This is a genomic window from Aeromonas tecta (genome assembly GCF_000820185.1).
GTDB lineage: Bacteria > Pseudomonadota > Gammaproteobacteria > Enterobacterales > Aeromonadaceae > Aeromonas > Aeromonas tecta.
On record NZ_CDCA01000028.1, the window covers coordinates 16581 to 40831 of the forward strand.

Sequence of the window (24251 nt, forward strand, 5' to 3'; positions counted from 1 at the left end):
AACAAAAGGAAGACGTTATGCAAATTAACCTGACCGGACACCATGTCGAGATTACCGAAGCTCTGCGTGATTATGTGAATAACAAATTTGCCAAACTCGAGCGTCACTTTGACCATATCAACAACGTACACGTGGTGTTGAGCGTCGAAAAACTGAACCAGATTGCCGAAGCCAAGCTGCACGTCAGCGGGGGTGAGGTGTTCGCCAATTCGGAGCATACCGACATGTATGCTGCGATTGATACCCTGCTGGATAAACTGGATCGGCAGATCATCAAGCACAAAGATAAGTTAAATCAAAAATAACTATGCAACTTGAACACATACTGAGTCGGGACTGCACCAAGAGTGCGGTCCCTTGTACCAGCAAGAAACGCGCCCTCGAGATCATCAGTGAATTGGCCGCAGAGCGTCTGGGCACCTCCCGTCAGGTGCTGTTCGAAAGCCTGCTGGCGCGGGAAAAAATGGGCAGTACCGGGATCGGTGCCGGTATTGCCATTCCCCACGGTCGGATCGACGATGCCTTTGTGCCGACCGCCGTACTGATGACCTTCTCCGAACCTATTCCGTTCGATTCCATCGACAATCAACCGGTTGACCTGCTCTTTGCATTGCTGGTGCCGGAAAGCGAGTGCAAGCAGCACCTCAAGACCCTTTCCCTGATGGCATCCAAGCTGGGTGACAAGGCCGTCTGCCGCCAGTTGCGCCAGGCGACCAGCGACGAAGAACTCTACCAGATCATGACCTCGGCCTGATGCCGGTCATGATACAGCCACGTTGGCGTGAGGGGACAAGATGCAGTTAATAGTGGTAAGTGGCCGCTCGGGCTCCGGTAAAACCGTGGCCCTGAGGGTACTGGAGGATCTGGGGTATTACTGTGTGGATAACCTGCCGGTCAATCTGCTGCCCCAGCTGATCGTCTCGGTAGAGAGTCAGTATGACAAGCTAGCCGTCAGCATCGACGTGCGCAACCTGCCCGCCCAGTCTGACAAGCTGGACAACCTGCTGGCCCAGGTGCGCAACGAGGGGCGGGTCGAGTTTTCCAGTTTCTTCTTCGATGCCGATAACTCCACCCTGCTCAAACGCTATGGCGAGAGCCGCCGATTGCATCCCCTGTCGCGCAACAAGCTGTCATTGGATGAGGCGATCCGGGAGGAGACCCACCTGTTGGCGCCGCTCTCTTCCACCGCCGATCTGCGCATCGACACCACCAGTCTCAGCATCCACGACCTGAGTGAGCTCATCAAGACGCGCGTGCTCGGCAAGAAGGAGAACGAGCTGGTGCTGGTATTCGAGTCGTTCGGCTTCAAGTACGGGATCCCCAAGGATGCCGACTTCGTATTCGATGCCCGCTTCCTGCCCAACCCGCACTGGATCCCCGAGCTCAAGCCCTTTACTGGGCAGGACGAGCCGGTGGCCAACTACCTCTCTGCCCAGCCTGACGTCATGCTGTTCACCCAGCAGATCGAGAACATGCTGGCGACCTGGTTGCCCCAGTTGGAGCGCAACAATCGCAGCTATGTGACGGTCGGCATCGGCTGCACCGGTGGTCAGCATCGCTCGGTGTTTATCGCCGAACGGCTGGCCAGTGCGTTTCGCCTGCTCGGCAAGAACGTACAGATCCGCCACCGCACCCTGGACAAGCGCTCACCGCAATCCTGACTGATAGGACGCTACGATGACTGTTTCCGCTTCGGTAGAAGTCAAAAACAAGCTGGGCATTCATGCCCGGCCGGCCATGATGTTGTTCGAACTGGTACAGGGCTTCGATGCCCATGTCCTGCTGCGCAATGAGGATGGTGTCGAGGCCGATGCGGACAGTGTGATCGGTCTGCTGATGCTGGACTCGGCTCAGGGCAAGCAGGTGGAAGTGCAAGTTGAGGGGCCGGAAGAGGAAGAGGCACTGGCCGCCGTGGTGGCGCTGTTCACCTCGGGCTTCAACGAGGAGTAGCGTACTCCCTCTCCCTCATCAGGAGCCGGAGCGTGCCAGCGCCTTGAAGCTGGCGAGATCCTGACAAGCCAGCAGATTCTTGCTGGCTTTTTCGTTCATCAGCGCCAGGAACAGATCGTAGAGTCCCATCGCCTCTTCATAGTCGGCCTTGGCGATGGCCAGCACGAAGATGAGGGTCGCGGTCTCGCCATTGCCCCAGTCGATGCCCTGTGGCGCCAGCACCGTATAGACCAGGGTGCGGCGCGCCAGCAGGCCGAGGGAGTGGGGCAGGGCAATGCCATCTCCCAGCATGGTGGAGACGATGCGCTCCCGCTCCTGCAGTGATCCCCTGAATTCCTCCTCTACCAGACCCTCCGACTCCAGCTGATCGCAGATCCGGGCAAACAGCTGGTCCTGGCTGAGCGGCTCGCTGACCACCATGAAATGATCGGCATCGAAGTATTTGTCGAGCAGGTAGGGCCGCGTGCGATCGATCAGCACCAGCTTGCCGAGCTGTTCCAGCTGGTACTGGGTCGGAAAGGGTGCGACCTGTACCACTGGGGTGTTCTTCTCGCTCACCTTGACCGTGCTGATGACAAAGTCCTGCGCTATCCGGTCCAGTCCCTCGTAATCTCGCACCGACTCCAGGCTGGTCAGCTGCAACTGGGGGTATTCCCGCTTGATGCGCGCCTCCAGCACCCGGAAGGTGGCGTTGCCGGCATCGCACAGCAGCAGCGCCTGGGGAGGACGGCTGTAGCCGATGTCGTAGTGACGCTCCAGCCCGACTCCGATATGGATCACCAGATAACCTATCTCGTGATGGGTCAGGTGATAGGGCGTCTGTTTGATCCACTCCGAGATGGCGGCCAGGGTGATGTCGTAGGCGAGCGGATAGTACTGCTTGATGTGATCCGCCAGCGGATTGTGGCTGCCTATCTGGTATTTGATGCGCAGCAGCATGGCGCTGATATGGGTCAGCAGATCGGAATGCAGCTGGCTGTCGTGGCGCAGATCATAGGGGTAGTGCTGGTGGATGTAATCCAGCAGGTGCGCGACCAGCCGGGCACTCTCGGCGGCCATGACCGGGCTGAGGTGCGGAGTATCGGCGATGAGACGGGCCTGGATCTGGATGGCGAGGCAGATGACCTCGGGCTCACCCGGCGGGATCAGGGTTGGCAACTCGTCATAGATGTCTCTGGCTACAGCCGCCAGGGGAGCGGTGAGATCGTCATGGCTGAATGCCAGCAGTTCATGCCCTGCTGCCTGGCGCAGCAGGGCGACGGCGCAGTAGATGGTGAGTTGTTGCAGGCTCTCGTCCGCCAGTCGCAGCTGATGGTGACCGAGTTGGGCGTGAATGTGATTGCCTATCACCTCCAGTGTCTTGCTGGGGCAGAGATTCGGCAGCAGGCCCTGCAGCGGGTTGTTGCGCACCTGTTCCCGATAGAGCAGCTGGGTGAGGCAGGCCCGGATCGCCGTCTCATCCCCCAGAATGCGCATGCCGAGCCGTGGCTTGCTGTCGATACCGAGTCCGAAATGGGCGAGTCGCTCCCTCACTTCTGCCATGTCACCCTGCAGCGCCGCCCGGCTCAGATACCAGGTATCTGCCAGATCTTCGAGCTTGATCCCCTGCTCCGCGGTGAGCAGCAGGAGCTGCAGGTGCAGCACGCGCTCACGGCTGGTGCGGGGCAGGCCGCTCTCCTGCTCCTGCGCCGCCAGCAACTCATCAAACAGCCCCTGATTGTAGATCTTGAGCTGGTAGCCGCTACCACGCTGGTGGATCAGGTGACCGCCATGGGTGGCAATCAGCTCATTCAGGGTCGCCACGTCGGTGCGCACCGTGCGGGTGGAGACATTCAGGCGGCGCGCCAGCTCCTCCTGTGGCAGAGGTTCGGCATGGAGCAGGGTCAGCAGTTGATGGAGTCTGGGGTGGGGCAGCTTGAGCATGGGGGATATGTGACTCCTGTCGTGAGAGAAGGGATCGATGTTAACAACTGGGTCAGCAACAAGCCAGGCACCGGCCAGAGGTTGGACCGGTGCCTGCTTTGTCGTCACATCAGCAGCTGTTTCACCGTCTCGAGCAGGGTACGCACATCAGCGGGGCGGGTCTGACCGCTCGCGCTGTCGATGATGGAACTGTAGATGTGGGGGATCACCTTCTCGACCCCGGCATCCAGCGCAATGCGTACTATCTCCTCGAAGTTGTCGAGATCGATGCCACCGGTGGGCTCCAGCCAGAAACCGTGGCGGGCGCAGGCCTCGGCCACTGCCTGATACTCGTCGCGACAGGCCAGGCCACCCATGGGGAAGAACTTGACCGAGCTGCCACCCATATCTTTGAGCAGGGCGATGGCGGTATCGATGGGCACAATGCCATCGGCCTGCCCGGCACTGAGCGGGCCGGTGGAGATCTTCACCATGCCGGGGGTACCGGTGGGGGAGATGAGGCCATTCACCAGGCTGTGAGGCTGACCGAGCAGCGCCCGGCTAGCGCCGACCCCGGTGAACACCTGGTTGACGTGTTGCGGCTGCAACTGGCGCGCCAGCTCGGCCACCATGCCAGATTGCCTGGGATCGCCGGCACCCAGGCCGATGGAGAGGGCGTTGTCGATCAGTGCCGCATACTCCCTCATGTCGGCGACGGCAGAGGGCACATCCGGATAGTTTTTGGAGAGCACACCGACCAGGACATGGCCTTCGGCGGCCTCATAAATGTCGACGGCATTCTGTTTGGATCCTGCCAGCACGTTGAGGCAGACACGGTCACGGTAGTAATTAGGAATAAGGGACATCAGCGGTTCTCCGAAGCGAGTTGGGCAATGGCAGCATGGATCTGGTCGAGTTGGGCCGGGCTGACGCTGCGCACATCGATCTCGATGTGACCTTCGTTGGCCTTGTAACCACGGCAGTAGATGGCAGGATTGCCCTGTTGCAGGCGGTCCACCACCTGCACAGTGGTCATACCCAGACGCTCATGGTCGAAGGCGATGTCGGTGCGGGCGATGTCGCGTCCGGCGCTGTCCCACACCACTTGGGCCTTGACGCCCGTCAGTTGGTTGAGGCGCTCGATGAAGGAACTCATCTTGGCGACCATGGCGGCGCCGCTCTCTTTTTCTTTGACCAGGTAGCGTTCGATGGCATGGGTCAGGCCGAGGATCCCCTCCTTGCCCACCTTCATGGCGCGGCCGATGCCGTTCGCCTGCTGTTTGACCCAGGCCACATACTGGCGCTTGCCGAGTACCAGACCGCTAGTGGGCCCTTCGATGGCCTTGGCACCGCTGTAGATGACCAGATCCGCCCCCTGTTGGTAGTAGAGGCGCAAGTCTTCTTCCGCGGCCGCATCGACGATGAGCGGCAGCTGGTGGGTCTTGGCCACCTCGGCGGCCTGAGCTACCGATAGAATGCTCTTCTGCACGCAGTGGTGGGATTTGATGTAGAGAATGGCGGCGGTATTGGGATTGATGGCGGCGGCCAGCTGGGCGGGGGAGCACTCGTTTGCGTAGCCTGCCTCCACTACCTTGCCGCCACCCAGATTGACCATGGTGCCTACCGGCGCCCCGAAGTTCACGTTGTGGCCCTTGGGCAGCACTATCTCGCTCGGTACCCCGTGGGCATGGGCGTGCAGTTGCTCCAGCCGATAGGCGTCACCGCGTACTATCACGGCGGCCACCGATTGAGCGATGCCGGCGCTGGCGCAAGAGACCACGACCGCATCCTCCACCTCGAGCAAGTTGGCGAGGTAGGCGCCGGTCTTGTTGACCAGATCCTTCACCTCGAAGTAGTGGCCCAGGCCGAAATTGACCGCCTCGATCACCTCGGGTTCCGGGGTAGAGACGCCGAGGATGGTCATGCGGCCGGAGGCGTTGATCACCGGCTTGAGCTGATATTTCTCATACACAGAAGACATGGTGCGATTTCCCATAGTGAGTCAAAACCAGGTCACCGCCCACCAGGGCGGCGAGGGGAAGCAGTTGCTGGTCACCGGCGCGAGATTGCGCCTCGGTATCCATAAACAGGGTCGGGCCGCTGGCCAATTCGAAAAGCGTCAGGTCGGCATCGGCGCCCACCTCGAGCCGTCCCTTGCCCGGTAGGCGCAGGGCATCGGCCGCCTGATGAGTGACGCAGGCGAGTACCTGTTCAAGGCTCATGCCGATGACGAAAAACTTGGACATCACATGAGCCAGGCTATAGACGGGCCCCTTGATGCGGTTCTTGCAGTAGATGTCGGAGCTGATGGTGTGGGGCAAGATGCCTTGGCGGATGGCGTGCTCCGCCACCTCGAAGCTGAAGCTGGCACCGCCGTGGCCGATGTCGAGCCGCAGGCCCCGTTGCATCGCCTCACGCACCGCTACTCTCAGTTCACCGGCTGGCGTCAGGATGCGGTTGGGTTTGCCGTTGAAGCAGTGGGTCAGCAGATCACCGTCCCCCAGCAGGGCGGCGATTTCGTCCAGATCTGGCGGGGTGTTGCCGACGTGCACCATCAGCGGCAGGCTGCCGTTATCGCGCTGGATCTGCTTGGCGATACGCAGCGGTTGCAAGCCATTCTCTCCGACTACGCTGCCACTCATGCGTGCCTTGATGCCGACGATGAACGAGGGGTGGCGGCGAATGGCCGCCTGGGCCAGCGCCGGGTCTATGTCGGCCGGATTGGCCAGCTCGTTCTGGCGCAACAGGCCGATGCGGGAGATGTTGAGCAGGGCGTGCACCCGGGTCTTGCAGCCAGCCGCCAGCCGCTGGAACGCATCCACGTCGTCGGCGCCGGTGCTACCTGCATCGATGACGGTGGTGACTCCCGCTTCCACCCCGACCTTGTCTGGCTCATCCTGATAGATGGGGGAGGCGGGATAGCAGTGGGTGTGGCCGTCGATCCAGCCGGCACTGACCCAGACCTCGCCTGCCAGAGTGAGGGTTTGCTTCGCCTCGGCCGCCGCAGGCAGCTGGCCGAGGGCCGCTATCTTGCCATCCACAATGGCGATATCGATGAGCTCACCGTTTCCCTGGCGCCCCGCTCTGATGATCATGTCGTACATGCTGATATCCCTCTTGGAACCTGCTTGCGCTCTTACTGCGAGGCCGTGATCAAGGCTCATGTGCTGCTCGGAATCCTCACGTATATCTATACGCTCCGGTTCCTGCGCTGCTCTTCACCTTGCTGACGACCTCTCGCAACAGATCGCAAACAGGTTCTTAAATGCCGTCCGAGAGACGGCCTGTGATTAAGCCAGGGCGACCGGGAAGAAGGTGCCGAGCAGCATGGCCCCCAGGATGGCACCGCCGGTGATGGGCTTGTTCCAGATGTAGAACAGCAGTGCACCCAGCAGGGAACCCAGCCCGATGGGGATGGAGGCGCCCATGGCGGAGAGGATGATCAAGGGGCCGAGGAAGCGACCCGAGCTGTTGCCAGCCCCCATCATCACATCCGCACCGTAGGTGGAGTTGCTCTGGTTGATGGTGAACTTGCGCGCCAGGATGATCACATAGCCGATGGCCAGACCAATCCCCATGCCCGTCGCCAGCGAGGCGCCGAAGTTCTCCACCGGATAGAGGATGCCGGCCCCCAGCAGCAGGGCGGGCACACCAAGGCCGACCCCGGTCTGGATGGCGCCGCCGATATCCAGGATCCCCACCAGGGAACCCTCGATGATGCGGGCGAACAGGAAGCTGGCACCGAAGGCTGCGACCGCGCCGTAGGCACCGGTGTCCATGCCGGCTTTCAGCATGGCGACGAAGGCCACCTCGTTGAAGGCGCCGACACCGTACAGGTAAAACATATGGGTACCGGCGAAGACCCCGGCCGACAGCAGGCCGACGAAGATGGGGAAGGACCAGTCCGCATACCAGAAGTTGTTTCTCAATTTCTCATCCATGGATTGGTCCCTTATTTACCGCTTATCAGGTTATGGACATTTTCCAGCCACAGGGGGATCCCCAGGTGGAAGGACTCGATCAGTTTCATGTCAAAGCCACGGAAGAATCCGCTCAACACGAACAGCAGTACGATGGCCGCCATCATCACCTTGGTGACGTGGTTCCAGCCGCTCTCTTCCACACCCTTGCCGATCAGGATGCCGAGTACCAGACCCGGTACGGCGTTGCCCATGATGAGCTGCGCCAGACCGCCGAAGATGGTGGCCCAGAAGCCGGATTTTTTGCCCGCCTCGATGGCAGCCAGCCAGAAGATCACCGGCATGACGGTGTTGACCAGCAGGTTGGCGGCAGGCACCAGCACCTTGACGGCGGTGACTTGCAGGGCGGCCGGAACGGCGGCGGCCGTGCTGTTGAGGAAGGCGACGACGATGGCACCTATGATGCCGCCGGCGATGGCCATCTTCTTGGGATCGTGCAGGGTGCTGGTGATATCCCGGTTCTTGACCAGCAGCGCGGCCGTGGCCCAGTGCGGGATGATGCGGTGGTCCACATCCTGGGTGAAGGCACCGGCCGCGACGGTCGAGGCCCAGGCGTTGAAAAAGAAGCCAAGACCGAAGGAGAAGTGGGACGCGGGATCTCCTTCACAGGAATTGAGCTCCCCCAGGGTACGGAAGGCACCCATGCCCTGCACGGTCGGGGCGTGGAACATCCGCGCCGCACCGACCCCCACCCCGACGCCGACCAGGCCGCCGATGATCAATGATTTGAAAAGAATGATTAGAAACATCCAACATGTCCTTTTTGTGGGGCTACACCAGGGTGAAAGCGACCTTGTCGGCATCCAGGCTGGCGACCTTGACCGTGATCTCCAGCTGGACGCGGAATTCGCGACGTTGGCGCGGCAGGAAGAAGAACAGGAACTTCTCCACCCGGACCGATTCCTCGGCCTTGAGCACCTGCACCTCGACCGGCTCGATGCGCAGCATCACGCGCGGGTTGTCCTTGAGCAGCGTGGGCTGCACCTGGCTGAGGGCGGAGGCGAACGCCTGCTGGCGAGTCGCCCCCTTGCCATTGACGATGACCTGGGTGGTGAAGTGTTCGTTCATCAGACGCGACCGTGCTTCTTGGCGAAGGCTTCGATCAGCTTCTGACCCAGCTCTTCCTTGTCATTGAAGCCAAAGCCCAGCACCACGCAGCCGTCGTTGATGGCGGTGACGCCCTCTTCGACCGAGCGCATGCCGTAGCGGCACTTGTAGCCGTACTTGGTTTGGGCGGTGATGGCGCCAGCGCCGCCGCTGCCGCAGAAGGAGATGCCAAGATCCGCCTGCTCCTTGTTCATCACATCACCGAGCTTCATGTCGGCGGCCATGCCGGGGATCACTGTCACGCTGGCACCGGCGGCTTCTGCCCCCGCACCGACTTTCTGACCCTTGCCGAGACGATCTCCGATTACGAGTTTGATAGCTGACATTTAGATATCTCCTTTGATGACACTGAGTTCATTTTCTTTGGCCACTTCGAAGTGGACGGATAACAGGTGGGCTTCTTCATAGGCCAGCTTGTCCAGCCAGGCGACGACCTGCTCGGCCAGTCGCAGGGAGAGCGGTGAGATCTCATCAAACAGGCTGAGGTCGACTTCCGGCAGGGATTCACCGCTGTAGGATCGCCACACCATGGCTTTGACATGGGAGGCCAGCATCTGGATCTGGACGTCATTGGGGATAATCCCCTGCTCGCCCAGCAGCGCATGGATGCGTGCCAGGGTAAGGTCGGTCTTGCGCAGCAATGCCGGGCTATCCGGGGTCAGGGCGGTGTCATGGGTGTCGGTAGTCAAGGTCTGCTCTCCAAGGCTGGCAGAAGGGATGGGACTACCCTAAGGCTGCAAGGAGGCGCGGAGGAGGCAGGTTTTTTCCGATTCGAAGCGGAAATCCGGCAATCCGGGGGCTCGAAAACGGTTTTTTTGTGCGGCTGGGGCAGAAAAAGGTTTGAATGGGACTGATGTTGTGTGATCGATGCCGCACTTTGTCGATGGCGGTGGCATGGGCAGCATGAGTGGAAACTGTGAGTGATCTCACGGACGGCGGAGGGATTCACAAGGCGTGGGCAACAAAAAGGGGCACCTTGGTGCCCCTTTTGTACAACAGTGTCTGCGCTAGCTGGCGGAAGCGGCGCTGGTGGCCGGCAGGTTCTGGTAACGCACGTCTTCCTCGATGATGACCTCGACGTCCAGCGGCTTGCCATTGCGGATCACCGAGATGGTGAGTTTGGTGCCGGGGCGGCTCTCGACGATCTTGTCCATAACGGCTCTCACCCCGCTGATGGCCTCGCCGTTGACCTTGATGAGCACATCCCCGCGCTTGAGGCCCGCCTTGCTGGCCGGCCCTGCCGGATCCAGGCTCTCCACCACCAGGCCTTGCAAGTCACCTAAGTTCATCATGCGGGCGACTATGGGGTTGATCTCGACGCTGGAGATGCCGAGGTAGCCGCGAATGACCCGGCCGTTGGCGATCAGCTCGTCCATGATGCGTTTAGCCAGCTTGTAGGGGATGGCGAAGCTGATGCCGTAGCTCTCTTGATTGCCGTTGAGGTGATAGGCGGCGGTGTTGATGCCCACCAGATCGCCGCGACCGTTGACCAGGGCGCCGCCCGAGTTGCCCTCGTTGATGGCGGCGTCGGTCTGCAGCAGATCCTGCCGGCCATTGCTGTCTGGCCCCATGCTGGACAGACCGATGCGCCCGGTGGCGCTGATGATGCCCTGGGTGATGGTCTGACCGACGTTGTAGGGGTTGCCGATGGCGAGTACCACATCGCCTACATCCGGCAGCCGGTCAGGATCTTGCGGGATCACCGGCAGGTTGTCCGATTCGATGTAGAGCACCGCCAGATCGGTCAGCTTGTCGGAGCCGACCAGCTCGGCGCTGAATACCCGGCCATCTTGCAGTGCGACGATGATCTGGTCCGCATCGGCGATGACGTGATAGTTGGTCAGCACATGGCCACGGGAGCTCATTATGACCCCAGAGCCCAGCCCTTGCGGTCTGAGTTCAGCTTTCTCGCCACGATTGCCGGCGAAACTGCGGGTGTAGATGTTGACGACGGCAGGGCCGGCGCGATGTGCGGCGTAGGAGAAACTCAGTTCACGGGCATTGGTGATGAGGCCTGGCAGAGGGGCGCCGCCACGAAAATTGGGGAACAGCAACAACAAGAGCGCCGCAACGGTGAGGCCGAAGCCGACAGACTTGCCCAAGTAGCTGATCAAAGGTGGGATTTTCATGTCATTCTCATCCGTACATGCTGCGCGCAGAGAATAACACTATCGGTGGATAAAAATCACCCGCGGCGGTTGCCGCGGGTGTGAGGGACTTAACGGATCACCAAATAGAGCGAGGAGTCGCCGCGCTGGATGTTCAGCGCCAGCACTTCCGGCTTATCTTTCAACGCCTTGGTCAGTTCCCCTAAGGAGTTGATGCGCAGGCGGTTGACCCCGATGATGATGTCGCCCTTCTGCAGGCCAGAGGCGGCGGCAGGGGAGCGCGGATCGATATCGGAGACTGCCACGCCGCTCACTGGCTCTGTGGTGGTGCTGAGCTTGGCTCCTTCCAGTGCCGGGTGCAGGGCGCTGGCGAGGATCTCGCTGTCATCGGCCTTCTTCAGAGTGACCTTGACGCTCTGCTCCTTGCCATCACGGATCAGGCCGAGTGCTACCTGCTTGTCGGCACCCATGGTCGCAATCTTGGCACGCAACTCACCAAACGAGCGGATGGGTTTGCCATCGATGCTGATGATGATGTCGCCCGCCTTGATCCCGGCCTTGTCGGCAGCGGAGTCAGGCATGACCTGGTTGACGAAGGCGCCATCCTTCTTGTTGTAGCCGAAGGACTTGGCGATATCGGTGGTCAGCTCGGTGCCGGTGATCCCCAACTGGCCACGGCGTACTTCACCGTATTTGACGATCTGATCGGACAGATCGCGCACCATGTTGGACGGAATGGCGAAGCCGATACCGATGTTGCCGCCGTTCGGACCCAGGATGGCGGTGTTGATGCCGATCAGCTCGCCGCGTAGGTTGAGCAGGGCACCACCGGAGTTACCCGAGTTGATGGCCGCGTCGGTCTGAATGAAGTTTTCCAGATTCTCGATGTTGAGACCGCTACGGCCCAGGGCACTGACGATGCCCGAGGTCACTGTCTGGCCTAGACCGAAGGGGTTGCCGATGGCCAGCGCGTAGTCACCGACCCGCAGGTCGTCTGAGTCAGCGAACTTGATCTGCACCAGGTCCTCGGCCTTGATCTGCAGCAGGGCGATATCGGACTGCTTGTCCTCACCAATCTTCTTGGCGGCGTATTCACGGCCGTCTTTCAGATTGACCTTGATCTCGTCCGCCTCGTGGACCACGTGGGCGTTGGTGATCACATAGCCTTTCTTCGCATCGATGATGACGCCGGAGCCCAGCGCCTGGAAGGGCTGCTCGCTCACTTGCTCGTCCGGCATATTGGGGCCGAAGAAGAAGCGGAATTGCTCCGGCAAGCGCTGGCGGGTGATCTTCTTGCCAGAGACGGAAATATTGACCACGGCAGGGGTGACCTGCTCGAGGACCGGGGCCAGGCTCGGCATCTCCTGGTTGTTCGCCAGCAAGGGCAGAGCAGCTTGCGCTGGCGCCGCAGACAGGGCGATACCGACACTGAGGGCTAATACACTGAATACAGAAAGAGATTTACGCATATGAGAAACAGCTCCCAGAAAAAGTTGCAATGCAATCGTCAAGGTCTGACCACGATAAGGCGTAATAAGTTCCACTAGGGACTAGCTGGATTGTTTGAGCAGACCGGACGCACCCGCATAGTCGCGCGGCGGCAGACCCGGTTCCTCGTTGGCAGACTCATCTTTCCCTTCTTCAACCTGGGCTTCGCGGAACAGCGGTTCCTGAACCTTGGCCAGGAATTTGCTCTGCTCGGCCATGTGGCGATAGAGGGTCTGGTATTGCTCGGCCAGTTGTTCCATCAGCGCGGCGCTGTCGGCAAAGTGGGTATTGATCTGGCCCTGATAGCTTTCCAGTTCCTTGTGGGCCTTTTTCAGCTCCTGTTCCAGGCGTCCGGCATCCCGGCTGCGAACCGTGAAACGACCGACCAGAACGCCGATGATCAGAGCGGCTACCGCCAGCAGGATCCCGTTTAACAGAGTCATAGATGCTCCTTGTTACAGCTAAATCGATGAGTGTTGAGACGGCCAGATTGACCGCTATGCCTCGTGGGCACTATACCGTGCGCCCCGAGAGCGTGATACTATTTTGTCCTTCATTCAGGGACTTGGAGACGGTTGACAGGATGACCCCGCAGCAAAAATATCAGCAGGATTTGCAGCGCCCCGGCTTTGTGGCCGACCCGGCTCAGGCGATGGCCGTGACCCACCTGGAACGACTCTATCAGGATTTGTGCGCCAACCCGACTCCGACCAGATCCCGTGGCCTGCTTGGCTGGCTGCAAAAGCCCAAGCAGCCAACCCCTGTCCTTGGACTCTATATGTGGGGCGGAGTGGGCAGAGGCAAGACCTGGCTGATGGATACTTTTTTCGAGAGCCTGCCGGGGGCGCGTAAATTACGCATTCATTTCCACCGCTTCATGCACCGGGTTCACGCCGAACTCAATGGGTTGAGCGGTCAGGAAGATCCCCTCAAACTCATCGCCAGCAAGCTTGCCGCCGAGACGGATGTCATCTGTTTCGATGAGTTTTTCGTCTCCGACATCACTGATGCCATGCTGCTGGGCACCCTGTTCCAGGCCTTGTTCGGCCACGGCGTGGTGCTGGTGGCCACCTCCAACATCCCGCCACAGGATCTTTATCGCAATGGGCTGCAACGAGCGCGTTTTCTCCCTGCCATCGCGCTGATCGAGCGTCATTGTGAGGTACTTAACGTGGATGGCGGCGTCGATTATCGGCTGCGCACCCTGGAGCAGGCGGAGATTTATCACTTCCCGCTGGATCAACAGGCAAAATCTAACCTAGATCGCTATTTCGGGCAATTGACCGGTCTGACGCAGGCCAGCGCCACCATGCTGGAGGTCAATCATCGCCAGCTCGGCGTGCTGGGGATGGGGGAAGGGGTGCTTTATATGGAGTTCGAACAACTCTGTTGTACTCCGCGCTCACAGAGCGATTACATCGAGCTGGCCCGGGAGTTCCATACCGTGCTGCTGGCCAATGTTCAGCCAATGGGCACGGGCACAGATGACGCTGCCCGCCGCTTCATCGCCATGGTGGATGAGTTCTACGAGCGGCATGTCAAACTCATCCTGTCGGCGGCGGTTCCCATGCAGGCGCTCTATGGTGATGGCCTGCTGAATTTCGAGTTCAAGCGTTGTCTTTCGCGGCTTCAGGAAATGCAATCGCACGAATACCTTGCCAGAGTGCACCTTCCTTAGTCACAATACCCGAGCCTGCCAGTCGGATGGGCATCTGCGGCAGGTAGGGCCGGGCGACATTTGCTAGCTTCATGGCAGTGAAATTAGCAGGTGATATTTAAGGCAACTTCACTTATAATCGCCCGGCCCACGTTACAGCTGTCGATAAGACAGCAACACTTTAAGCTTTACTTGTATTCGAAGGGGTACAGGTAGGCCATCGTTTGTTGTTTGTGGGAGAGCCCCCATAAGCAATTGGGTCTGTAACAGGTAATTGGGTTTAACTTAATGAAAACTTTCGTTGCCAAGCCAGAAACCGTAAAACGTGACTGGTACATTGTGGACGCAGAAGGTAAAACTCTGGGTCGTATCGCAACCGAGATCGCTGCTCGTCTGCGTGGTAAGCACAAAGCTGAGTACACTCCGCACGTTGACACCGGTGATTACATCATCGTTGTAAACGCTGAGAAGGTACACGTTACCGGTAAGAAATTTACCGATAAAATCTACCATTCTCACTCCGGTTTCCCGGGTGGTATCAAGTCAATCAGCTTCGACAAGCTGATTCAGCGTAAACCGGAAATGGTTATCGAAGCTGCTATCAAAGGCATGCTGCCGAAGGGCCCACTGGGCCGTGCCATGTTCCGTAAACTGAAAGTTTACGCAGGCGCCGAGCACGCTCATGCTGCTCAGCAACCTCAAGTACTGGATATCTAATCGGGAACTGGCAACATGGCAGAAAATCAATACTACGGTACCGGCCGTCGCAAAAGCTCCACTGCTCGCGTCTTTATCAAAGCGGGTAGCGGCAAAATCATCATCAACCAGCGCTCCCTGGAGCAGTACTTTGGCCGTCCGACTGCCCGCATGGTAGTTCGTCAGCCGCTGGAACTGGTTGAAATGACTGAGAAACTGGATCTGTACATCACCGTTAACGGTGGCGGCATTTCTGGTCAAGCTGGTGCGATCCGCCACGGTATCACTCGTGCTCTGATGCAGTACGATGAAACCCTGCGCGGCGAACTGCGTAAAGCAGGCTTTGTTACTCGTGATGCCCGTAAGGTTGAGCGTAAGAAAGTCGGTCTGCACAAAGCTCGTAAGCGTCCGCAGTACTCCAAGCGTTAATTCGCTTTTGGTACGCACTCTCGCGAGTGTCAAAAAAGCCTGGCAACTGCCAGGCTTTTTTTATTGGTAATATTCCTTACGCCAATGCTAACCATACGTCACAAAAGACAAAAATTTGTGTATTTATTGTTTTTACCCATCGCTTCTCTTTCTTGTCAAATTGTTATCTTTTCTTTAAAATTTCCATGGTCTTTCTGTGTCAATTGCCATACGGCTTCCGTTGCAGTTGTCATCGGGAGAAGGGGAACGGGGACACTATAAGAATGAGCAGAGTCCACATGGGAGAGTTTTTGGATGAGCAATGCGCCAGTTGATACCGGTCGCCGCAGATTTCTTACCTGGTCAACGGTTGCCGTTGGGGGAGTAGGAGCTGCTTTTACCGCAGTGCCGTTTATAAAGTCATGGAACCCGAGTGCCAAAGCCAAAGCGGCTGGGGCTCCGGTCGAAGTGGATATCAGCAAGTTGGAACCGGGTCAGTTGATTCGTGTCGAGTGGCGCGGCAAGCCGGTCTGGGTGGTGAAACGCACCAAGCAGACGCTAGATGCCCTGGCCACGCACGATGACAAGCTGCGCGATCCTGCCTCCGACGAGCCGCAACAACCGGACTACGCCCACAACGGCTACAGATCCATCAAGCCGGAGATCTTCGTCGCCGTTGGTATCTGTACTCATCTGGGTTGCTCTCCTTCATACCTGCCGGACAGCTTCGGCGAGCAGGTACAGGGGGTCGCCTCCGGCTTCTTCTGCCCGTGCCATGGCTCCAAGTTCGACATGGCTGGCCGAGTATTCCAGGGGGTGCCTGCACCGCTAAACCTGGTCATTCCGCCCTATCAATTTCTTAGCGACACCACCATCTTGGTCGGTGCCGATGGCAAGGAGGCCTGATCATGTTTGCCAAACTCATGGGCTGGATTGATGATCGTTTCCCGCTCACGGCCATGTACAACGACCACATGGCCAAGTACCCGGCCCCCAAGAACCTGAACTTCTGGTACTTCTTCGGCTCCCTCGCCATGTTGGTGCTGGTTAACCAGATCATCACCGGTATCTGGCTGACCATGAACTACAACCCGTCGGCAGAGGGCGCCTTTGCCTCCGTGGAATACATCATGCGGGATGTGGATTACGGCTGGCTGCTGCGCTACATGCACTCCACTGGTGCCTCCGCCTTCTTCGTGGTGGTCTATCTGCACATGTTCCGCGGCATGATCTACGGCTCTTACCAGAAGCCGCGTGAGCTGCTGTGGATCTTCGGCATGCTGATCTTCCTGGTGTTGATGGCGGAAGCCTTCATGGGCTACCTGCTGCCCTGGGGGCAGATGTCCTTCTGGGGTGCTCAGGTCATCATCTCGCTGTTTGGTGCCATCCCGGTCATCGGTGACGATCTGACCCTGTGGATCCGGGGCGACTACGTCATCTCGGGCGCGACCCTGAACCGCTTCTTCGCGCTGCATGTCATCGCGCTGCCGCTGGTGCTGGTGATGCTGGTCGCCATGCACATCCTGGCGTTGCACGAGGTGGGTTCCAACAACCCGGACGGCATCGATATCAAGAAGCACAAGGACGAGAAAGGCTGGCCGCTGGATGCGGTGGCGTTCCACCCTTACTTCACCGTCAAGGACATGATCGGGGTCGCGGGCTTCCTGTTCCTGTTCTGCGCCATCATCTTCTTCAAGCCGGACATGTGGGGTTACTTCCTCGAGAAGCCGAACTTTGAAGTGGCGAACGGTCTGAAGACCCCGGAGCACATAGCCCCAGTCTGGTACTTCACCCCCTTCTACGCCATCTTGCGGGCGGTACCGGACAAGCTGCTGGGGGTCATCATGATGGGCCTCTCCATCGTGGTGCTGTTCCTGTTGCCCTGGCTGGATCGCTGCAAGGTACGCTCAGTGCGCTATCGCAGCACCCTACACAAGCTGAACATCGCCCAGTTCGTGGTCTGCTTCGTCATTCTGGGCGTGCTGGGTGTGTTGCCTTCGACCCCGACGCTGACGCTGATCGCACAGATCTGTTCACTGGGCTATTTCGGGTTCTTCGTCCTGTTGTTCTTCTACAGCAAGAATGAAAATACCAAGCCGCTGCCGGAGAGGGTGACATTCAAATGAAAAGAATAATTTTTGCGATGCTTGCCTTGTTGCCCAGCCTGGCGCTGGCGTCTGGCAGCGGCTTCCCGCTCGACAAGGCTAACTATGACCTGAATGACAAGGTCTCCTTGCAGCGTGGCGCGACCACCTTCATGAACTACTGCGCCGGTTGCCATTCCACCCAGTATCAGCGCTATAACCGGGTGGCTGCCGACATCGGTATCCCGGAAGATCTGATGCGGGAGAACCTGGTCTTCACCGGCGCCAAGATAGGCGACCTGATGAAGAGTGCCATGTCCGAGAAGGATGCGGCGCGCTGGTTCGGCGCGCCGCCGCCGGACCTGACCCTGGTGGCGCGGGTGCGTGGCGCGGACTGGATCTACACCTATCTGCGCTCGTTCTACGTGGATGAGACCCGCCCGTTCGGGGTGAACAATGCGGTGTTCCCGTCCGTGGGCATGCCCCATGTACTGGAGCCATTGCAGGGGACACCCCGCGCCGAACTTGGCACTCATGAGGTCGATGGGCAGTCAGTTCAGCGCGTCGTTGGCATCAAATCTGACGGCAACGGTGAAATGAATAACGAAGAGTATGATCAGACGGTACTGGATCTGGTAAACTTCTTGGTCTACTCGGCTGAGCCGGTACAGCAGGAGCGCGAACGCATGGGCTTCTGGGTGCTTGGTTTCATCGTTATCTTCTTCATCTTCACTGTGCTGTTGAAGAAGGAATTCTGGCGCGACGTTCACTAAGCGACCGGATCCGGGTAATATGACGCACGGCAATGAGGATAGAAATGCTTCATTGCCGTTTCTGCTTTTTAATGACGGGAGGGTTCAATGGCTGTAGCTGCCAATAAGCGTTCGGTAATGACGCTGTTTTCCGGTGCCAACGATATGTTCAGCCATCAGGTGCGCATTGTCCTGGCGGAGAAGGGTGTTAGCGTGGATATCTGCCAGGTTGACCCGAGCAACCTGCCGGATGAGCTGGCCGAGCTGAACCCGTACAACACTGTACCGACCCTGGTCGATCGTGAGCTGGCCTTGTACACCTCGCGCATCATCATGGAATACTTGGACGAGCGCTTCCCGCACCCGCCGTTGATGCCGGTCTATCCAGTGGCCCGTGGCAACAGCCGTCTGATGATGCATCGCATCGAGCTGGACTGGTATTCGCTGTCCGACAAGATCATGGCGGGTACCGATGTCGATGCGGCCCGTAACGAGCTGCGTGACAACCTGCTGGCCATAGCGCCTATCTTCGGCGAAATGCCTTACTTCATGAGTGAAGAGTTCGGTCTGGTCGACTGCTACATGGCCCCGCTGCTGTGGCGTCTGCCGAGCCTTGGCATCGACTTCACCGGTCGTGGCGCCAAAGAGCTGAAGGCTTACATGATCCGTCTGTTCGAGCGTGAATCCTTCCAGGCTTCCCTGACCGAGGCCGAGCGCGAGATCCGTGCCGGCGTATGAGTATGGAACCGACCATGACACCCAGTCGCCCGTATCTGTTGCGGGCGTTCTTTGACTGGCTGCTGGATAACGAGTTGACTCCGCATCTGGTGGTCAACGTCAATATCCCCCACGTGATGGTACCGATGCAGTTTGTACAGGACGGCCAGATCGTCCTGAACATAGCGCCACGGGCCGTGGGGCAGTTCCACATGGACAATGAGGCTGTCAGCTTCAGCGCCCGCTTCGGCGGCGTGTCCCAGCAGGTCTATATCCCCATGGCGGCCATCCTGGCCATCCATGCCCGGGAGAACGGGGTAGGCACCCTGTTTCCGCCGGAGCCGGGCTATGATCTCTGGCTGGAGCAGGCCGAGGCACCCGCAGAGCCTGAGCCGGAACCACCGCGCCCAAGCGGACGTCCGACGCTGAAAGTCATTAAATAAAAAACGCAGCCAACTGGCTGCGTTTTTTATTGTGCAATGTTACCCAAAATCAGTTCTGGGCAAACTCGAACGCCTTGATGACCTGCTTCACGCCGCTGACGTGGCGGGCGATCTCGACCGCCTGATCCCCTTCCTGGCGGGTCACCAGACCAATCAGGAACACCTCGCTGTTTTCGGTCACGACCTTGACCTTGGCGCTGTCAAAGTTCTTGGCCGCCAGCATGTCGGCGCGCACCTTGGAGGTGATCCAGGAGTCATTGCTGCGTACCCCTATGCTGACCGGCTTGCCGAGGCGCAGCTCGTTGTAGACATGGCGCACCCCTTCAATACGACCCACTATCTTGCCCGCTTCCTGCTTGTAGGCGTCAGAAGGTGTCTGACCGACCAGCAGCACCCGGCCGTTGTTGCTGTAGACGCTGATCTTGCTGGCGGCATTCAGCTGCTTGCTGTCGGCCAGCAGGTTAGCGGCTTTCAGCTCGATGGTCTGATCGTCCCACTGGGCACCCAGAGTGCGACGATCGCCGGTCGCCTTGGCGGTCCCTGCCGCGCCACCCACTACCACGGCGGCGCAGCCTTGCAGCAGCAGGGAGCCGGCCAGCAGGCCAAGTACGAGAATATTCTTGTTCATGGTTTCAGTCTTCCTGTTGCGGGAAAAGAGTCTGATCGATGAGATCACAGAGGCAGTGCAGGGTCAACAGGTTCACTTCCAGAATGCGAGGACGACGGGCGGATGGCACCCGGATCTCGACATCGTTGGGTCCAAGCAAACCGGCGATCTCGCCGCCGTCGCCACCACCGAGCACTATGATGGTCATGTCGCGAGACAGGGCGGCCTCGGCGGCCTTGATCAGGCTGCGGCTGTTACCCGTGGTGGTGATGACCACCAGGATGTCGCCGGGCTGGCCCAGGGCGCGGATCTGTTTGGCATAGACTTCTTCGAAGCCATGATCGGTGGCGATGGCACTGATGGTCGCCATGTCGGGGGTCAGCGCCATGCCGGGCAGGGAGGGGCGCTCGGTTTCGTAGCAGTTCACCAGTTCGGAGATGAACAGTTGAGCCAGCGCCGCGGAAGGGCCATTACCGCATGCCATCACCTTGTGGCCATTGAGCAGGCAGATGGTCAACATCTGGGCCGCAGTATGGATGGCATCCGGCAGCGCCTCGGCGGCGGCTATCTTGGTCTGGATGCTTTCGGTGTAATTCTCTTTGATGGGATCAGTCATGGGGTCCTCTTAAAATGCGTTCTGGATCCAGTCTGGCTGGTCGCCCTCGAACGCGATCACATCGAATCGGCAGGCCTGGCTGGCCTCGTTGATGGCATGTTGCTTGAAATAGTGGCGCGCGGCCAGCACGATCTTGTGCTGTTTGCGCCGGGTGACCGAACTGGCGGCCCCGCCATGGCTGGCGTGAGCACGATATCTGACCTCGACAAACACCAGGGTCTCCCCCTGGCGCATGACCAGATCTATTTCACCACCCCGGCAGCGGTAGTTGCGGGTCACGGGTTGCAGGCCCCTGGCCTGCAACCAACGTTCCGCTACTTGCTCAAAGTGCTGTCCCTTGCTCGTCGCTGCCGACGGCAACAGGTTCAACCACTGCTGGTGCAGTTGTGCCAGTAGCCTCTTCATGGGAGTTGTCCTCAAGCGGGGGCACGGCGCTGTCGCTGACCAGCTTGCCATTCTGGTAGATGGCCCAATCCAGCACACGCACGACATTGCCCTGGGGATCCACACTCAGTTGCCCGGTCATGCCGGGTTGCTGCATGGCATTGACCTTGCGCATCTGCTGCAGGTTGCCAGCCAGGCTGACCGCGTCGTAACCGAGCGCAAACAGGCGCAGCAGGTCACCCTGGGTCTGCGGCCAGAGCAGGGCAATCTGTTCCCGCTGCTTCTCGTAGCCACCCAGCAGCAGCGGCATGTCGGAGATGTGCATGCCATCGAGCTCGGAGGCGACTTCGGTCGCCGCGCTATCATAGCCCCTTGAGCTGCTGTAGATGGGCAGGCTGCCCATGGGCTCGACCGAGATGTCCACGTAGGGCTTGATCATCCGGGTTTCCAGGCTGTTGGCCACCACGTAGACCGCGTCTATGCTGCGTGGCGCGGCATCGGACAGCTGGACGATTTCCCCGGCGCGGGCGCTGGAGCGACCACTCAGGGCGTTCTTGACCATGCCCTGCACCTCGTTGCGCGCCCCGAAGGTCGCGACCACGGGTTTCTCCTGGCTCACCCCGGCCCAGGCCTGTTCGAACGCCTTGATGCTGCTGTAGCCGATACGACCTTGCGCCGCGATCAACAGCGGCTTGCGGTAGCCCTGACCATAGAGGTACTGGGCGGCCTGGCTCGCGTCGGCGGCGGCGGAGAGGGAGAAGTAGTAGGTGTTGTCGTTGACGATCGGCTTGTCCAGCTCATTGAGCGCCAGCACCGGCACGGTCGGGTTGGACTTGAGCAACTCTTCGACCCTGTCCTTGAGCAGCGGGCCGATGATCATGTTGGCCCCCTCCTGGACAGCCTGCTTGTAGAGTTCTCCCATCGCCTTGCTCTGGGTGTCGTAGAAGTTCAGGGTGAATGGGCTCTGATTCTCCTTGTAGGACATCAGCATGCCGTTACGGATCGCCGCGCCTTGCGCTTCCAGGTTACCGGAGAGAGGCAGGAAGACCGCGACCTGCTGCAACGCGCCGGCATCGCTGGCGGCCAGATCACCGAGGCCTGCCGGCATGTCGGTCTGGGCTGGGTGGTTCGGGAAGCTCTGCTTCCAGCCCGCCAGTTGACGCGCGAGCTGGCTGGGCTGGGCGCCGAACTCATTCACCAGCGCGGCCAGGCGCAGCCAGCCTGTGGTCACGTCCGGGGCCGGGGCCTCTTCCAGTGCCTGCAGGGTCGACGGCGTCATGCTTTTGAGCAGGGACCAGATCTGTTGGTGATTGGTCGAAAGCTCCGTCTTGGCCAGGTAGGGCTCCAGCAGGATCAGCGACTTGGCGGCACCAAACTTATTGTTGATGTCCAGTTGCAGCACCACCCGCTGGCGATACCAGTCTTTCTGGGTATCGGCATCGAGCGCCACATCCGGCTTGCCCTCCAGCAGGATCAGCGCCTGATTGGCGTTGCCCTGGGCCAGCAACAGGTGCGCCTGCAACAGTTGCAATTGCGCCTGCTGCACCGGGCTTTGACCCTGTTTCTGCAGTTGCTGATAGAGCGCTGCCGCCGGTTTGGCCTGGCCGAGTGCCAGGTAGCTGCGCGCCGCCATCACCTGCCAGGTGAAGGCCTCGGCCGGTTTGGCGGGGTCCACTTGCTCCAGATACCACTGGGCATTCTTGGTCAGATCCGAGAAAGCCGATGGCATGCCAGGCTGTCCGGAAGATGGGTTGGGCTCCGACGCACAGGCGGCAAGCAAGAGCGCCGCGAGTAGGATGCCGAAGAGTCGTGATACACTTAGCTGCTTTGTAACCCGGTTCAAGTTCATTCCCCGACCAGTGTTGAAGTTCTCCATAGTGTAAACGGGCCAATATGGCGACACAATTGTCGGGACACTCGGAGATCCCATGAGTGACATCCCAACCCTGTATATAGTCCCCACTCCCATCGGTAATTTGGCGGATATCACCCAGCGTGCATTGAACATTTTACGCAGCGTCGATCTGGTGGCCGCCGAGGATACGCGTCATACCGGTATCCTGCTCAGCCACTACCAGATCTCGGTACCGACCTTCGCCCTGCATGACCACAACGAGCAGCAGAAGGCCGATGTGTTGATAGGCCGGATCAAGGAAGGCAAGAGCGTGGCGCTGGTGTCGGACGCCGGTACGCCGCTCATCAGCGACCCTGGCTATCACTTGGTCACCCGCTGTCGCGAAGCCGGGGTCAAGGTAGTGCCGCTGCCGGGTCCCTGCGCCGCCATTACCGCGCTCTCTGCCGCTGGCCTACCCACCGACCGTTTCGCCTTCGAGGGATTCTTGCCGGCGAAAGCCAAGGGCCGTGACGACCGGCTGCAGGCGGTGATTGAAGATACCCGCTCGCTGGTGTTCTACGAATCCCCCCGTCGGGTGCAGGACACGGTAGAAGCGATCGCCCGCATTCTGGGGGAGCGCCAGGTGGTGGTGTGCCGCGAGCTGACCAAGACCTTCGAGTCCATCCATGGTCTGCCTGCCTCCGAGATGCTGATCTGGCTCGGCGAGGACGATAATCGCTGCCGTGGCGAGATCGTGCTGGTGGTGGCCGGTGCCGGCAAGGTCGATGAAGAGCTGCCCGCCGAGGCGCTGCGCACCCTGGGTCTGTTGGTGGCCGAGTTGCCGCTGAAGAAAGCGGCGGCGCTCACCGCCGAGATCCATGGCGTGAAGAAAAATGCCCTCTACAAATATGGCCTAGAGCACTATTGAGTCATCAAAGTGCGCAGATGACAGGCTTGATGGCAGTGAAACTGGCTGCTTGGTATGCAAAAACCAGCATGAATCTCTGCTGAAATGTGACGGATAGCACCGTGAATCGACGCAAACGGCAATTGTCGGTTTACCCGGGGCGACGGACAAGGCTATAATCCGCGCCCGGAGTCGGCTGGGCAATCGCTGCTTCGTCGTTGTGTCCCTCGGGACAGACGGGCGGAGGGGAGGAAAGTCCGGGCTTCATAGGGCAGGGTGCCAGGTAACGCCTGGGAGGCGCGAGCCTACGACCAGTGCAACAGAGAGCAAACCGCCGATGGCCCGCAAGGGATCAGGTAAGGGTGAAAGGGTGCGGTAAGAGCGCACCGCGCGACTGGCAACAGTTCGTGGCACGGTAAACTCCACCCGAAGCAAGACCAAATAGGCCCCTATTGGCGCGGCCCGCGTTGGGGGCGGGTAGGTTGCTTGAGCCAGTGAGCGATTGCTGGCCTAGAGGAATGATTGCTACCGGGGCAACCCGGAACAGAACCCGGCTTACAGGCCGACTCCGACCTATTCAGGGTACGCAAGTACCTTAAAATCCCGGCACC

General features: G+C 59.6%; 29 protein-coding genes and 1 other RNA gene. 14 read left to right on the plus strand and 16 right to left on the minus strand.

Annotated features, from left to right (window positions below; translation table 11 throughout):
• Positions 1-17 precede the first annotated feature (17 nt).
• Genes hpf through npr form a run of 4 tightly spaced genes read left to right on the plus strand, consistent with a single transcriptional unit; the run spans position 18 to position 1950 of the window.
• Positions 18-305 carry a ribosome hibernation promoting factor gene (gene hpf / locus BN1137_RS11740; protein WP_050718792.1) on the plus strand — a complete coding sequence of 96 codons (288 nt, stop codon included), beginning with the start codon at positions 18-20 and terminating at the stop codon, positions 303-305.
• A 2-nt stretch (positions 306-307) separates the two neighbouring features.
• Positions 308-754 (plus strand): PTS IIA-like nitrogen regulatory protein PtsN, encoded by a 447-nt coding sequence (gene ptsN / locus BN1137_RS11745; protein WP_050718793.1) that lies wholly within the window; start codon positions 308-310, stop codon positions 752-754.
• A gap of 40 nt (positions 755-794) precedes the next feature.
• Positions 795-1661 carry an RNase adapter RapZ gene (gene rapZ / locus BN1137_RS11750; protein WP_050718794.1) on the plus strand — a complete coding sequence of 289 codons (867 nt, stop codon included), beginning with the start codon at positions 795-797 and terminating at the stop codon, positions 1659-1661.
• A gap of 16 nt (positions 1662-1677) precedes the next feature.
• Positions 1678-1950 (plus strand): PTS phosphocarrier protein NPr, encoded by a 273-nt coding sequence (npr, locus tag BN1137_RS11755; RefSeq protein WP_033132294.1) that lies wholly within the window; start codon positions 1678-1680, stop codon positions 1948-1950.
• Between the two features lie 18 nt (positions 1951-1968).
• Here npr and BN1137_RS11760 read toward each other — a convergent pair whose 3' ends face one another.
• The 12 genes from BN1137_RS11760 to BN1137_RS11815 form a co-directional block, all read right to left on the minus strand.
• A complete protein-coding gene (locus BN1137_RS11760) occupies positions 1969-3873 on the minus strand; it encodes a BglG family transcription antiterminator (RefSeq protein WP_050718795.1) in 1905 nt (634 codons plus the stop codon).
• Between the two features lie 104 nt (positions 3874-3977).
• Positions 3978-4718: a 2-dehydro-3-deoxy-phosphogluconate aldolase gene (gene dagF, locus BN1137_RS11765; RefSeq protein WP_050718796.1), complete on the minus strand. Its 741-nt coding sequence runs from the start codon at positions 4716-4718 to the stop codon at positions 3978-3980.
• The gene (locus BN1137_RS11770) at positions 4718-5833 is read right to left on the minus strand and encodes a DgaE family pyridoxal phosphate-dependent ammonia lyase (RefSeq protein ID WP_050718797.1); all 1116 of its coding nucleotides are present in this window, start codon (positions 5831-5833) and stop codon (positions 4718-4720) included. Before BN1137_RS11770 ends, dagF begins: the two co-directional genes overlap by 1 nt.
• On the minus strand, positions 5817-6956 hold the full coding sequence (locus BN1137_RS11775; RefSeq protein WP_050718798.1) for an amidohydrolase/deacetylase family metallohydrolase: 1140 nt from the start codon (positions 6954-6956) through the stop codon (positions 5817-5819). Before BN1137_RS11775 ends, BN1137_RS11770 begins: the two co-directional genes overlap by 17 nt.
• Positions 6957-7142: 186 nt before the next feature.
• Entirely contained in the window at positions 7143-7793 is a 651-nt protein-coding gene (locus tag BN1137_RS11780) for a DUF4310 family protein (RefSeq protein WP_042641395.1), read from the minus strand.
• 11 nt (positions 7794-7804) lie between these two features.
• Positions 7805-8581, minus strand: coding sequence for a DUF4311 domain-containing protein (locus BN1137_RS11785; protein ID WP_050718799.1), 777 nt, complete (start codon positions 8579-8581; stop codon positions 7805-7807).
• Positions 8582-8603: 22 nt separating this feature from the next.
• On the minus strand, positions 8604-8900 hold the full coding sequence (locus tag BN1137_RS11790) for a DUF4312 family protein (protein ID WP_050718800.1): 297 nt from the start codon (positions 8898-8900) through the stop codon (positions 8604-8606).
• Positions 8900-9265, minus strand: coding sequence for an SFCGS family glycine-rich protein (locus tag BN1137_RS11795; RefSeq protein ID WP_050718801.1), 366 nt, complete (start codon positions 9263-9265; stop codon positions 8900-8902). The genes BN1137_RS11790 and BN1137_RS11795 overlap by 1 nt, the downstream gene beginning before the upstream one ends.
• The gene (locus tag BN1137_RS11800) at positions 9266-9628 is read right to left on the minus strand and encodes a transcriptional regulator (protein ID WP_050718802.1); all 363 of its coding nucleotides are present in this window, start codon (positions 9626-9628) and stop codon (positions 9266-9268) included.
• 318 nt (positions 9629-9946) lie between these two features.
• On the minus strand, positions 9947-11068 hold the full coding sequence (degS, locus tag BN1137_RS11805; RefSeq protein ID WP_050718803.1) for an outer membrane-stress sensor serine endopeptidase DegS: 1122 nt from the start codon (positions 11066-11068) through the stop codon (positions 9947-9949).
• 89 nt (positions 11069-11157) lie between these two features.
• The gene (locus BN1137_RS11810) at positions 11158-12516 is read right to left on the minus strand and encodes a Do family serine endopeptidase (protein WP_050718804.1); all 1359 of its coding nucleotides are present in this window, start codon (positions 12514-12516) and stop codon (positions 11158-11160) included.
• Between the two features lie 81 nt (positions 12517-12597).
• Positions 12598-12978 carry a Z-ring associated ZapG family protein gene (locus tag BN1137_RS11815; RefSeq protein ID WP_050718805.1) on the minus strand — a complete coding sequence of 127 codons (381 nt, stop codon included), beginning with the start codon at positions 12976-12978 and terminating at the stop codon, positions 12598-12600.
• Positions 12979-13118: 140 nt separating this feature from the next.
• Here BN1137_RS11815 and zapE point away from each other — a divergent pair, with 140 nt between their 5' ends.
• The 8 genes from zapE to BN1137_RS11855 all read left to right on the plus strand — a co-directional run bounded on the left by zapE (position 13119) and on the right by BN1137_RS11855 (position 19292).
• Positions 13119-14213: a cell division protein ZapE gene (gene zapE / locus BN1137_RS11820; RefSeq protein ID WP_050718806.1), complete on the plus strand. Its 1095-nt coding sequence runs from the start codon at positions 13119-13121 to the stop codon at positions 14211-14213.
• A 267-nt stretch (positions 14214-14480) separates the two neighbouring features.
• Positions 14481-14909: a 50S ribosomal protein L13 gene (gene rplM, locus BN1137_RS11825; RefSeq protein ID WP_050718807.1), complete on the plus strand. Its 429-nt coding sequence runs from the start codon at positions 14481-14483 to the stop codon at positions 14907-14909.
• 15 nt (positions 14910-14924) lie between these two features.
• Complete coding sequence (rpsI, locus tag BN1137_RS11830) at positions 14925-15317, plus strand: 30S ribosomal protein S9 (protein WP_050718808.1); 393 nt, start codon at positions 14925-14927, stop codon at positions 15315-15317.
• Between the two features lie 294 nt (positions 15318-15611).
• Positions 15612-16202, plus strand: coding sequence for a ubiquinol-cytochrome c reductase iron-sulfur subunit (petA, locus tag BN1137_RS11835; RefSeq protein WP_033132309.1), 591 nt, complete (start codon positions 15612-15614; stop codon positions 16200-16202).
• 2 nt (positions 16203-16204) lie between these two features.
• On the plus strand, positions 16205-17422 hold the full coding sequence (locus BN1137_RS11840; RefSeq protein WP_050718809.1) for a cytochrome b: 1218 nt from the start codon (positions 16205-16207) through the stop codon (positions 17420-17422).
• Positions 17419-18153, plus strand: coding sequence for a cytochrome c1 (locus BN1137_RS11845; RefSeq protein WP_050718810.1), 735 nt, complete (start codon positions 17419-17421; stop codon positions 18151-18153). Before BN1137_RS11840 ends, BN1137_RS11845 begins: the two co-directional genes overlap by 4 nt.
• 87 nt (positions 18154-18240) lie before the next feature.
• Positions 18241-18870, plus strand: a complete 630-nt coding sequence (gene sspA / locus BN1137_RS11850; protein ID WP_050718811.1) for a stringent starvation protein SspA — start codon at positions 18241-18243, stop codon at positions 18868-18870.
• Positions 18867-19292, plus strand: a complete 426-nt coding sequence (locus tag BN1137_RS11855; RefSeq protein WP_050718812.1) for a ClpXP protease specificity-enhancing factor — start codon at positions 18867-18869, stop codon at positions 19290-19292. Before sspA ends, BN1137_RS11855 begins: the two co-directional genes overlap by 4 nt.
• A gap of 49 nt (positions 19293-19341) precedes the next feature.
• On the opposite strand, the gene dolP is transcribed toward BN1137_RS11855, so the two are convergent.
• Genes dolP through BN1137_RS11875 form a run of 4 tightly spaced genes read right to left on the minus strand, consistent with a single transcriptional unit; the run spans position 19342 to position 22628 of the window.
• The gene (gene dolP, locus BN1137_RS11860; protein ID WP_050718813.1) at positions 19342-19920 is read right to left on the minus strand and encodes a division/outer membrane stress-associated lipid-binding lipoprotein; all 579 of its coding nucleotides are present in this window, start codon (positions 19918-19920) and stop codon (positions 19342-19344) included.
• Positions 19921-19924: 4 nt separating this feature from the next.
• Positions 19925-20515: a D-sedoheptulose-7-phosphate isomerase gene (locus BN1137_RS11865; protein WP_042653268.1), complete on the minus strand. Its 591-nt coding sequence runs from the start codon at positions 20513-20515 to the stop codon at positions 19925-19927.
• Positions 20516-20524: 9 nt separating this feature from the next.
• The gene (locus BN1137_RS11870; RefSeq protein WP_157433735.1) at positions 20525-20920 is read right to left on the minus strand and encodes a YraN family protein; all 396 of its coding nucleotides are present in this window, start codon (positions 20918-20920) and stop codon (positions 20525-20527) included.
• Complete coding sequence (locus tag BN1137_RS11875) at positions 20838-22628, minus strand: penicillin-binding protein activator (RefSeq protein ID WP_050718814.1); 1791 nt, start codon at positions 22626-22628, stop codon at positions 20838-20840. The genes BN1137_RS11870 and BN1137_RS11875 overlap by 83 nt, the downstream gene beginning before the upstream one ends.
• A gap of 199 nt (positions 22629-22827) precedes the next feature.
• Here BN1137_RS11875 and rsmI point away from each other — a divergent pair, with 199 nt between their 5' ends.
• A complete protein-coding gene (gene rsmI, locus BN1137_RS11880) occupies positions 22828-23661 on the plus strand; it encodes a 16S rRNA (cytidine(1402)-2'-O)-methyltransferase (protein ID WP_050718815.1) in 834 nt (277 codons plus the stop codon).
• A gap of 167 nt (positions 23662-23828) precedes the next feature.
• Positions 23829-24214: RNase P RNA component class A (gene rnpB, locus BN1137_RS13550), an RNA gene on the plus strand.
• The last annotated feature ends 37 nt before the right edge of the window (positions 24215-24251 follow it).

Bases quoted from the DNA above. Each gene is read 5' to 3' on its own strand.
- BN1137_RS11810 (WP_050718804.1), bottom strand. From the start codon at position 12,516: ATGCGTAAATCTCTTTCTGTATTCAGTGTATTAGCCCTCAGTGTCGGT.
- sspA (WP_050718811.1), top strand. From the start codon at position 18,241: ATGGCTGTAGCTGCCAATAAGCGTTCGGTAATGACGCTGTTTTCCGGT.
- BN1137_RS11775 (WP_050718798.1), bottom strand. From the start codon at position 6,956: ATGTACGACATGATCATCAGAGCGGGGCGCCAGGGAAACGGTGAGCTC.
- rapZ (WP_050718794.1), top strand. From the start codon at position 795: ATGCAGTTAATAGTGGTAAGTGGCCGCTCGGGCTCCGGTAAAACCGTG.
- BN1137_RS11815 (WP_050718805.1), bottom strand. From the start codon at position 12,978: ATGACTCTGTTAAACGGGATCCTGCTGGCGGTAGCCGCTCTGATCATC.
- BN1137_RS11870 (WP_157433735.1), bottom strand. From the start codon at position 20,920: ATGAAGAGGCTACTGGCACAACTGCACCAGCAGTGGTTGAACCTGTTG.
- BN1137_RS11780 (WP_042641395.1), bottom strand. From the start codon at position 7,793: ATGGATGAGAAATTGAGAAACAACTTCTGGTATGCGGACTGGTCCTTC.
- BN1137_RS11790 (WP_050718800.1), bottom strand. From the start codon at position 8,900: ATGAACGAACACTTCACCACCCAGGTCATCGTCAATGGCAAGGGGGCG.
- dagF (WP_050718796.1), bottom strand. From the start codon at position 4,718: ATGTCCCTTATTCCTAATTACTACCGTGACCGTGTCTGCCTCAACGTG.
- BN1137_RS11760 (WP_050718795.1), bottom strand. From the start codon at position 3,873: ATGCTCAAGCTGCCCCACCCCAGACTCCATCAACTGCTGACCCTGCTC.
- BN1137_RS11855 (WP_050718812.1), top strand. From the start codon at position 18,867: ATGAGTATGGAACCGACCATGACACCCAGTCGCCCGTATCTGTTGCGG.
- hpf (WP_050718792.1), top strand. From the start codon at position 18: ATGCAAATTAACCTGACCGGACACCATGTCGAGATTACCGAAGCTCTG.
- dolP (WP_050718813.1), bottom strand. From the start codon at position 19,920: ATGAACAAGAATATTCTCGTACTTGGCCTGCTGGCCGGCTCCCTGCTG.
- npr (WP_033132294.1), top strand. From the start codon at position 1,678: ATGACTGTTTCCGCTTCGGTAGAAGTCAAAAACAAGCTGGGCATTCAT.
- rsmI (WP_050718815.1), top strand. From the start codon at position 22,828: ATGAGTGACATCCCAACCCTGTATATAGTCCCCACTCCCATCGGTAAT.
- degS (WP_050718803.1), bottom strand. From the start codon at position 11,068: ATGAAAATCCCACCTTTGATCAGCTACTTGGGCAAGTCTGTCGGCTTC.
- ptsN (WP_050718793.1), top strand. From the start codon at position 308: ATGCAACTTGAACACATACTGAGTCGGGACTGCACCAAGAGTGCGGTC.
- BN1137_RS11770 (WP_050718797.1), bottom strand. From the start codon at position 5,833: ATGTCTTCTGTGTATGAGAAATATCAGCTCAAGCCGGTGATCAACGCC.
- rplM (WP_050718807.1), top strand. From the start codon at position 14,481: ATGAAAACTTTCGTTGCCAAGCCAGAAACCGTAAAACGTGACTGGTAC.
- BN1137_RS11840 (WP_050718809.1), top strand. From the start codon at position 16,205: ATGTTTGCCAAACTCATGGGCTGGATTGATGATCGTTTCCCGCTCACG.
- zapE (WP_050718806.1), top strand. From the start codon at position 13,119: ATGACCCCGCAGCAAAAATATCAGCAGGATTTGCAGCGCCCCGGCTTT.
- petA (WP_033132309.1), top strand. From the start codon at position 15,612: ATGAGCAATGCGCCAGTTGATACCGGTCGCCGCAGATTTCTTACCTGG.
- rpsI (WP_050718808.1), top strand. From the start codon at position 14,925: ATGGCAGAAAATCAATACTACGGTACCGGCCGTCGCAAAAGCTCCACT.
- BN1137_RS11875 (WP_050718814.1), bottom strand. From the start codon at position 22,628: ATGCCATCGGCTTTCTCGGATCTGACCAAGAATGCCCAGTGGTATCTG.
- BN1137_RS11845 (WP_050718810.1), top strand. From the start codon at position 17,419: ATGAAAAGAATAATTTTTGCGATGCTTGCCTTGTTGCCCAGCCTGGCG.
- BN1137_RS11865 (WP_042653268.1), bottom strand. From the start codon at position 20,515: ATGACTGATCCCATCAAAGAGAATTACACCGAAAGCATCCAGACCAAG.
- BN1137_RS11795 (WP_050718801.1), bottom strand. From the start codon at position 9,265: ATGTCAGCTATCAAACTCGTAATCGGAGATCGTCTCGGCAAGGGTCAG.
- BN1137_RS11785 (WP_050718799.1), bottom strand. From the start codon at position 8,581: ATGTTTCTAATCATTCTTTTCAAATCATTGATCATCGGCGGCCTGGTC.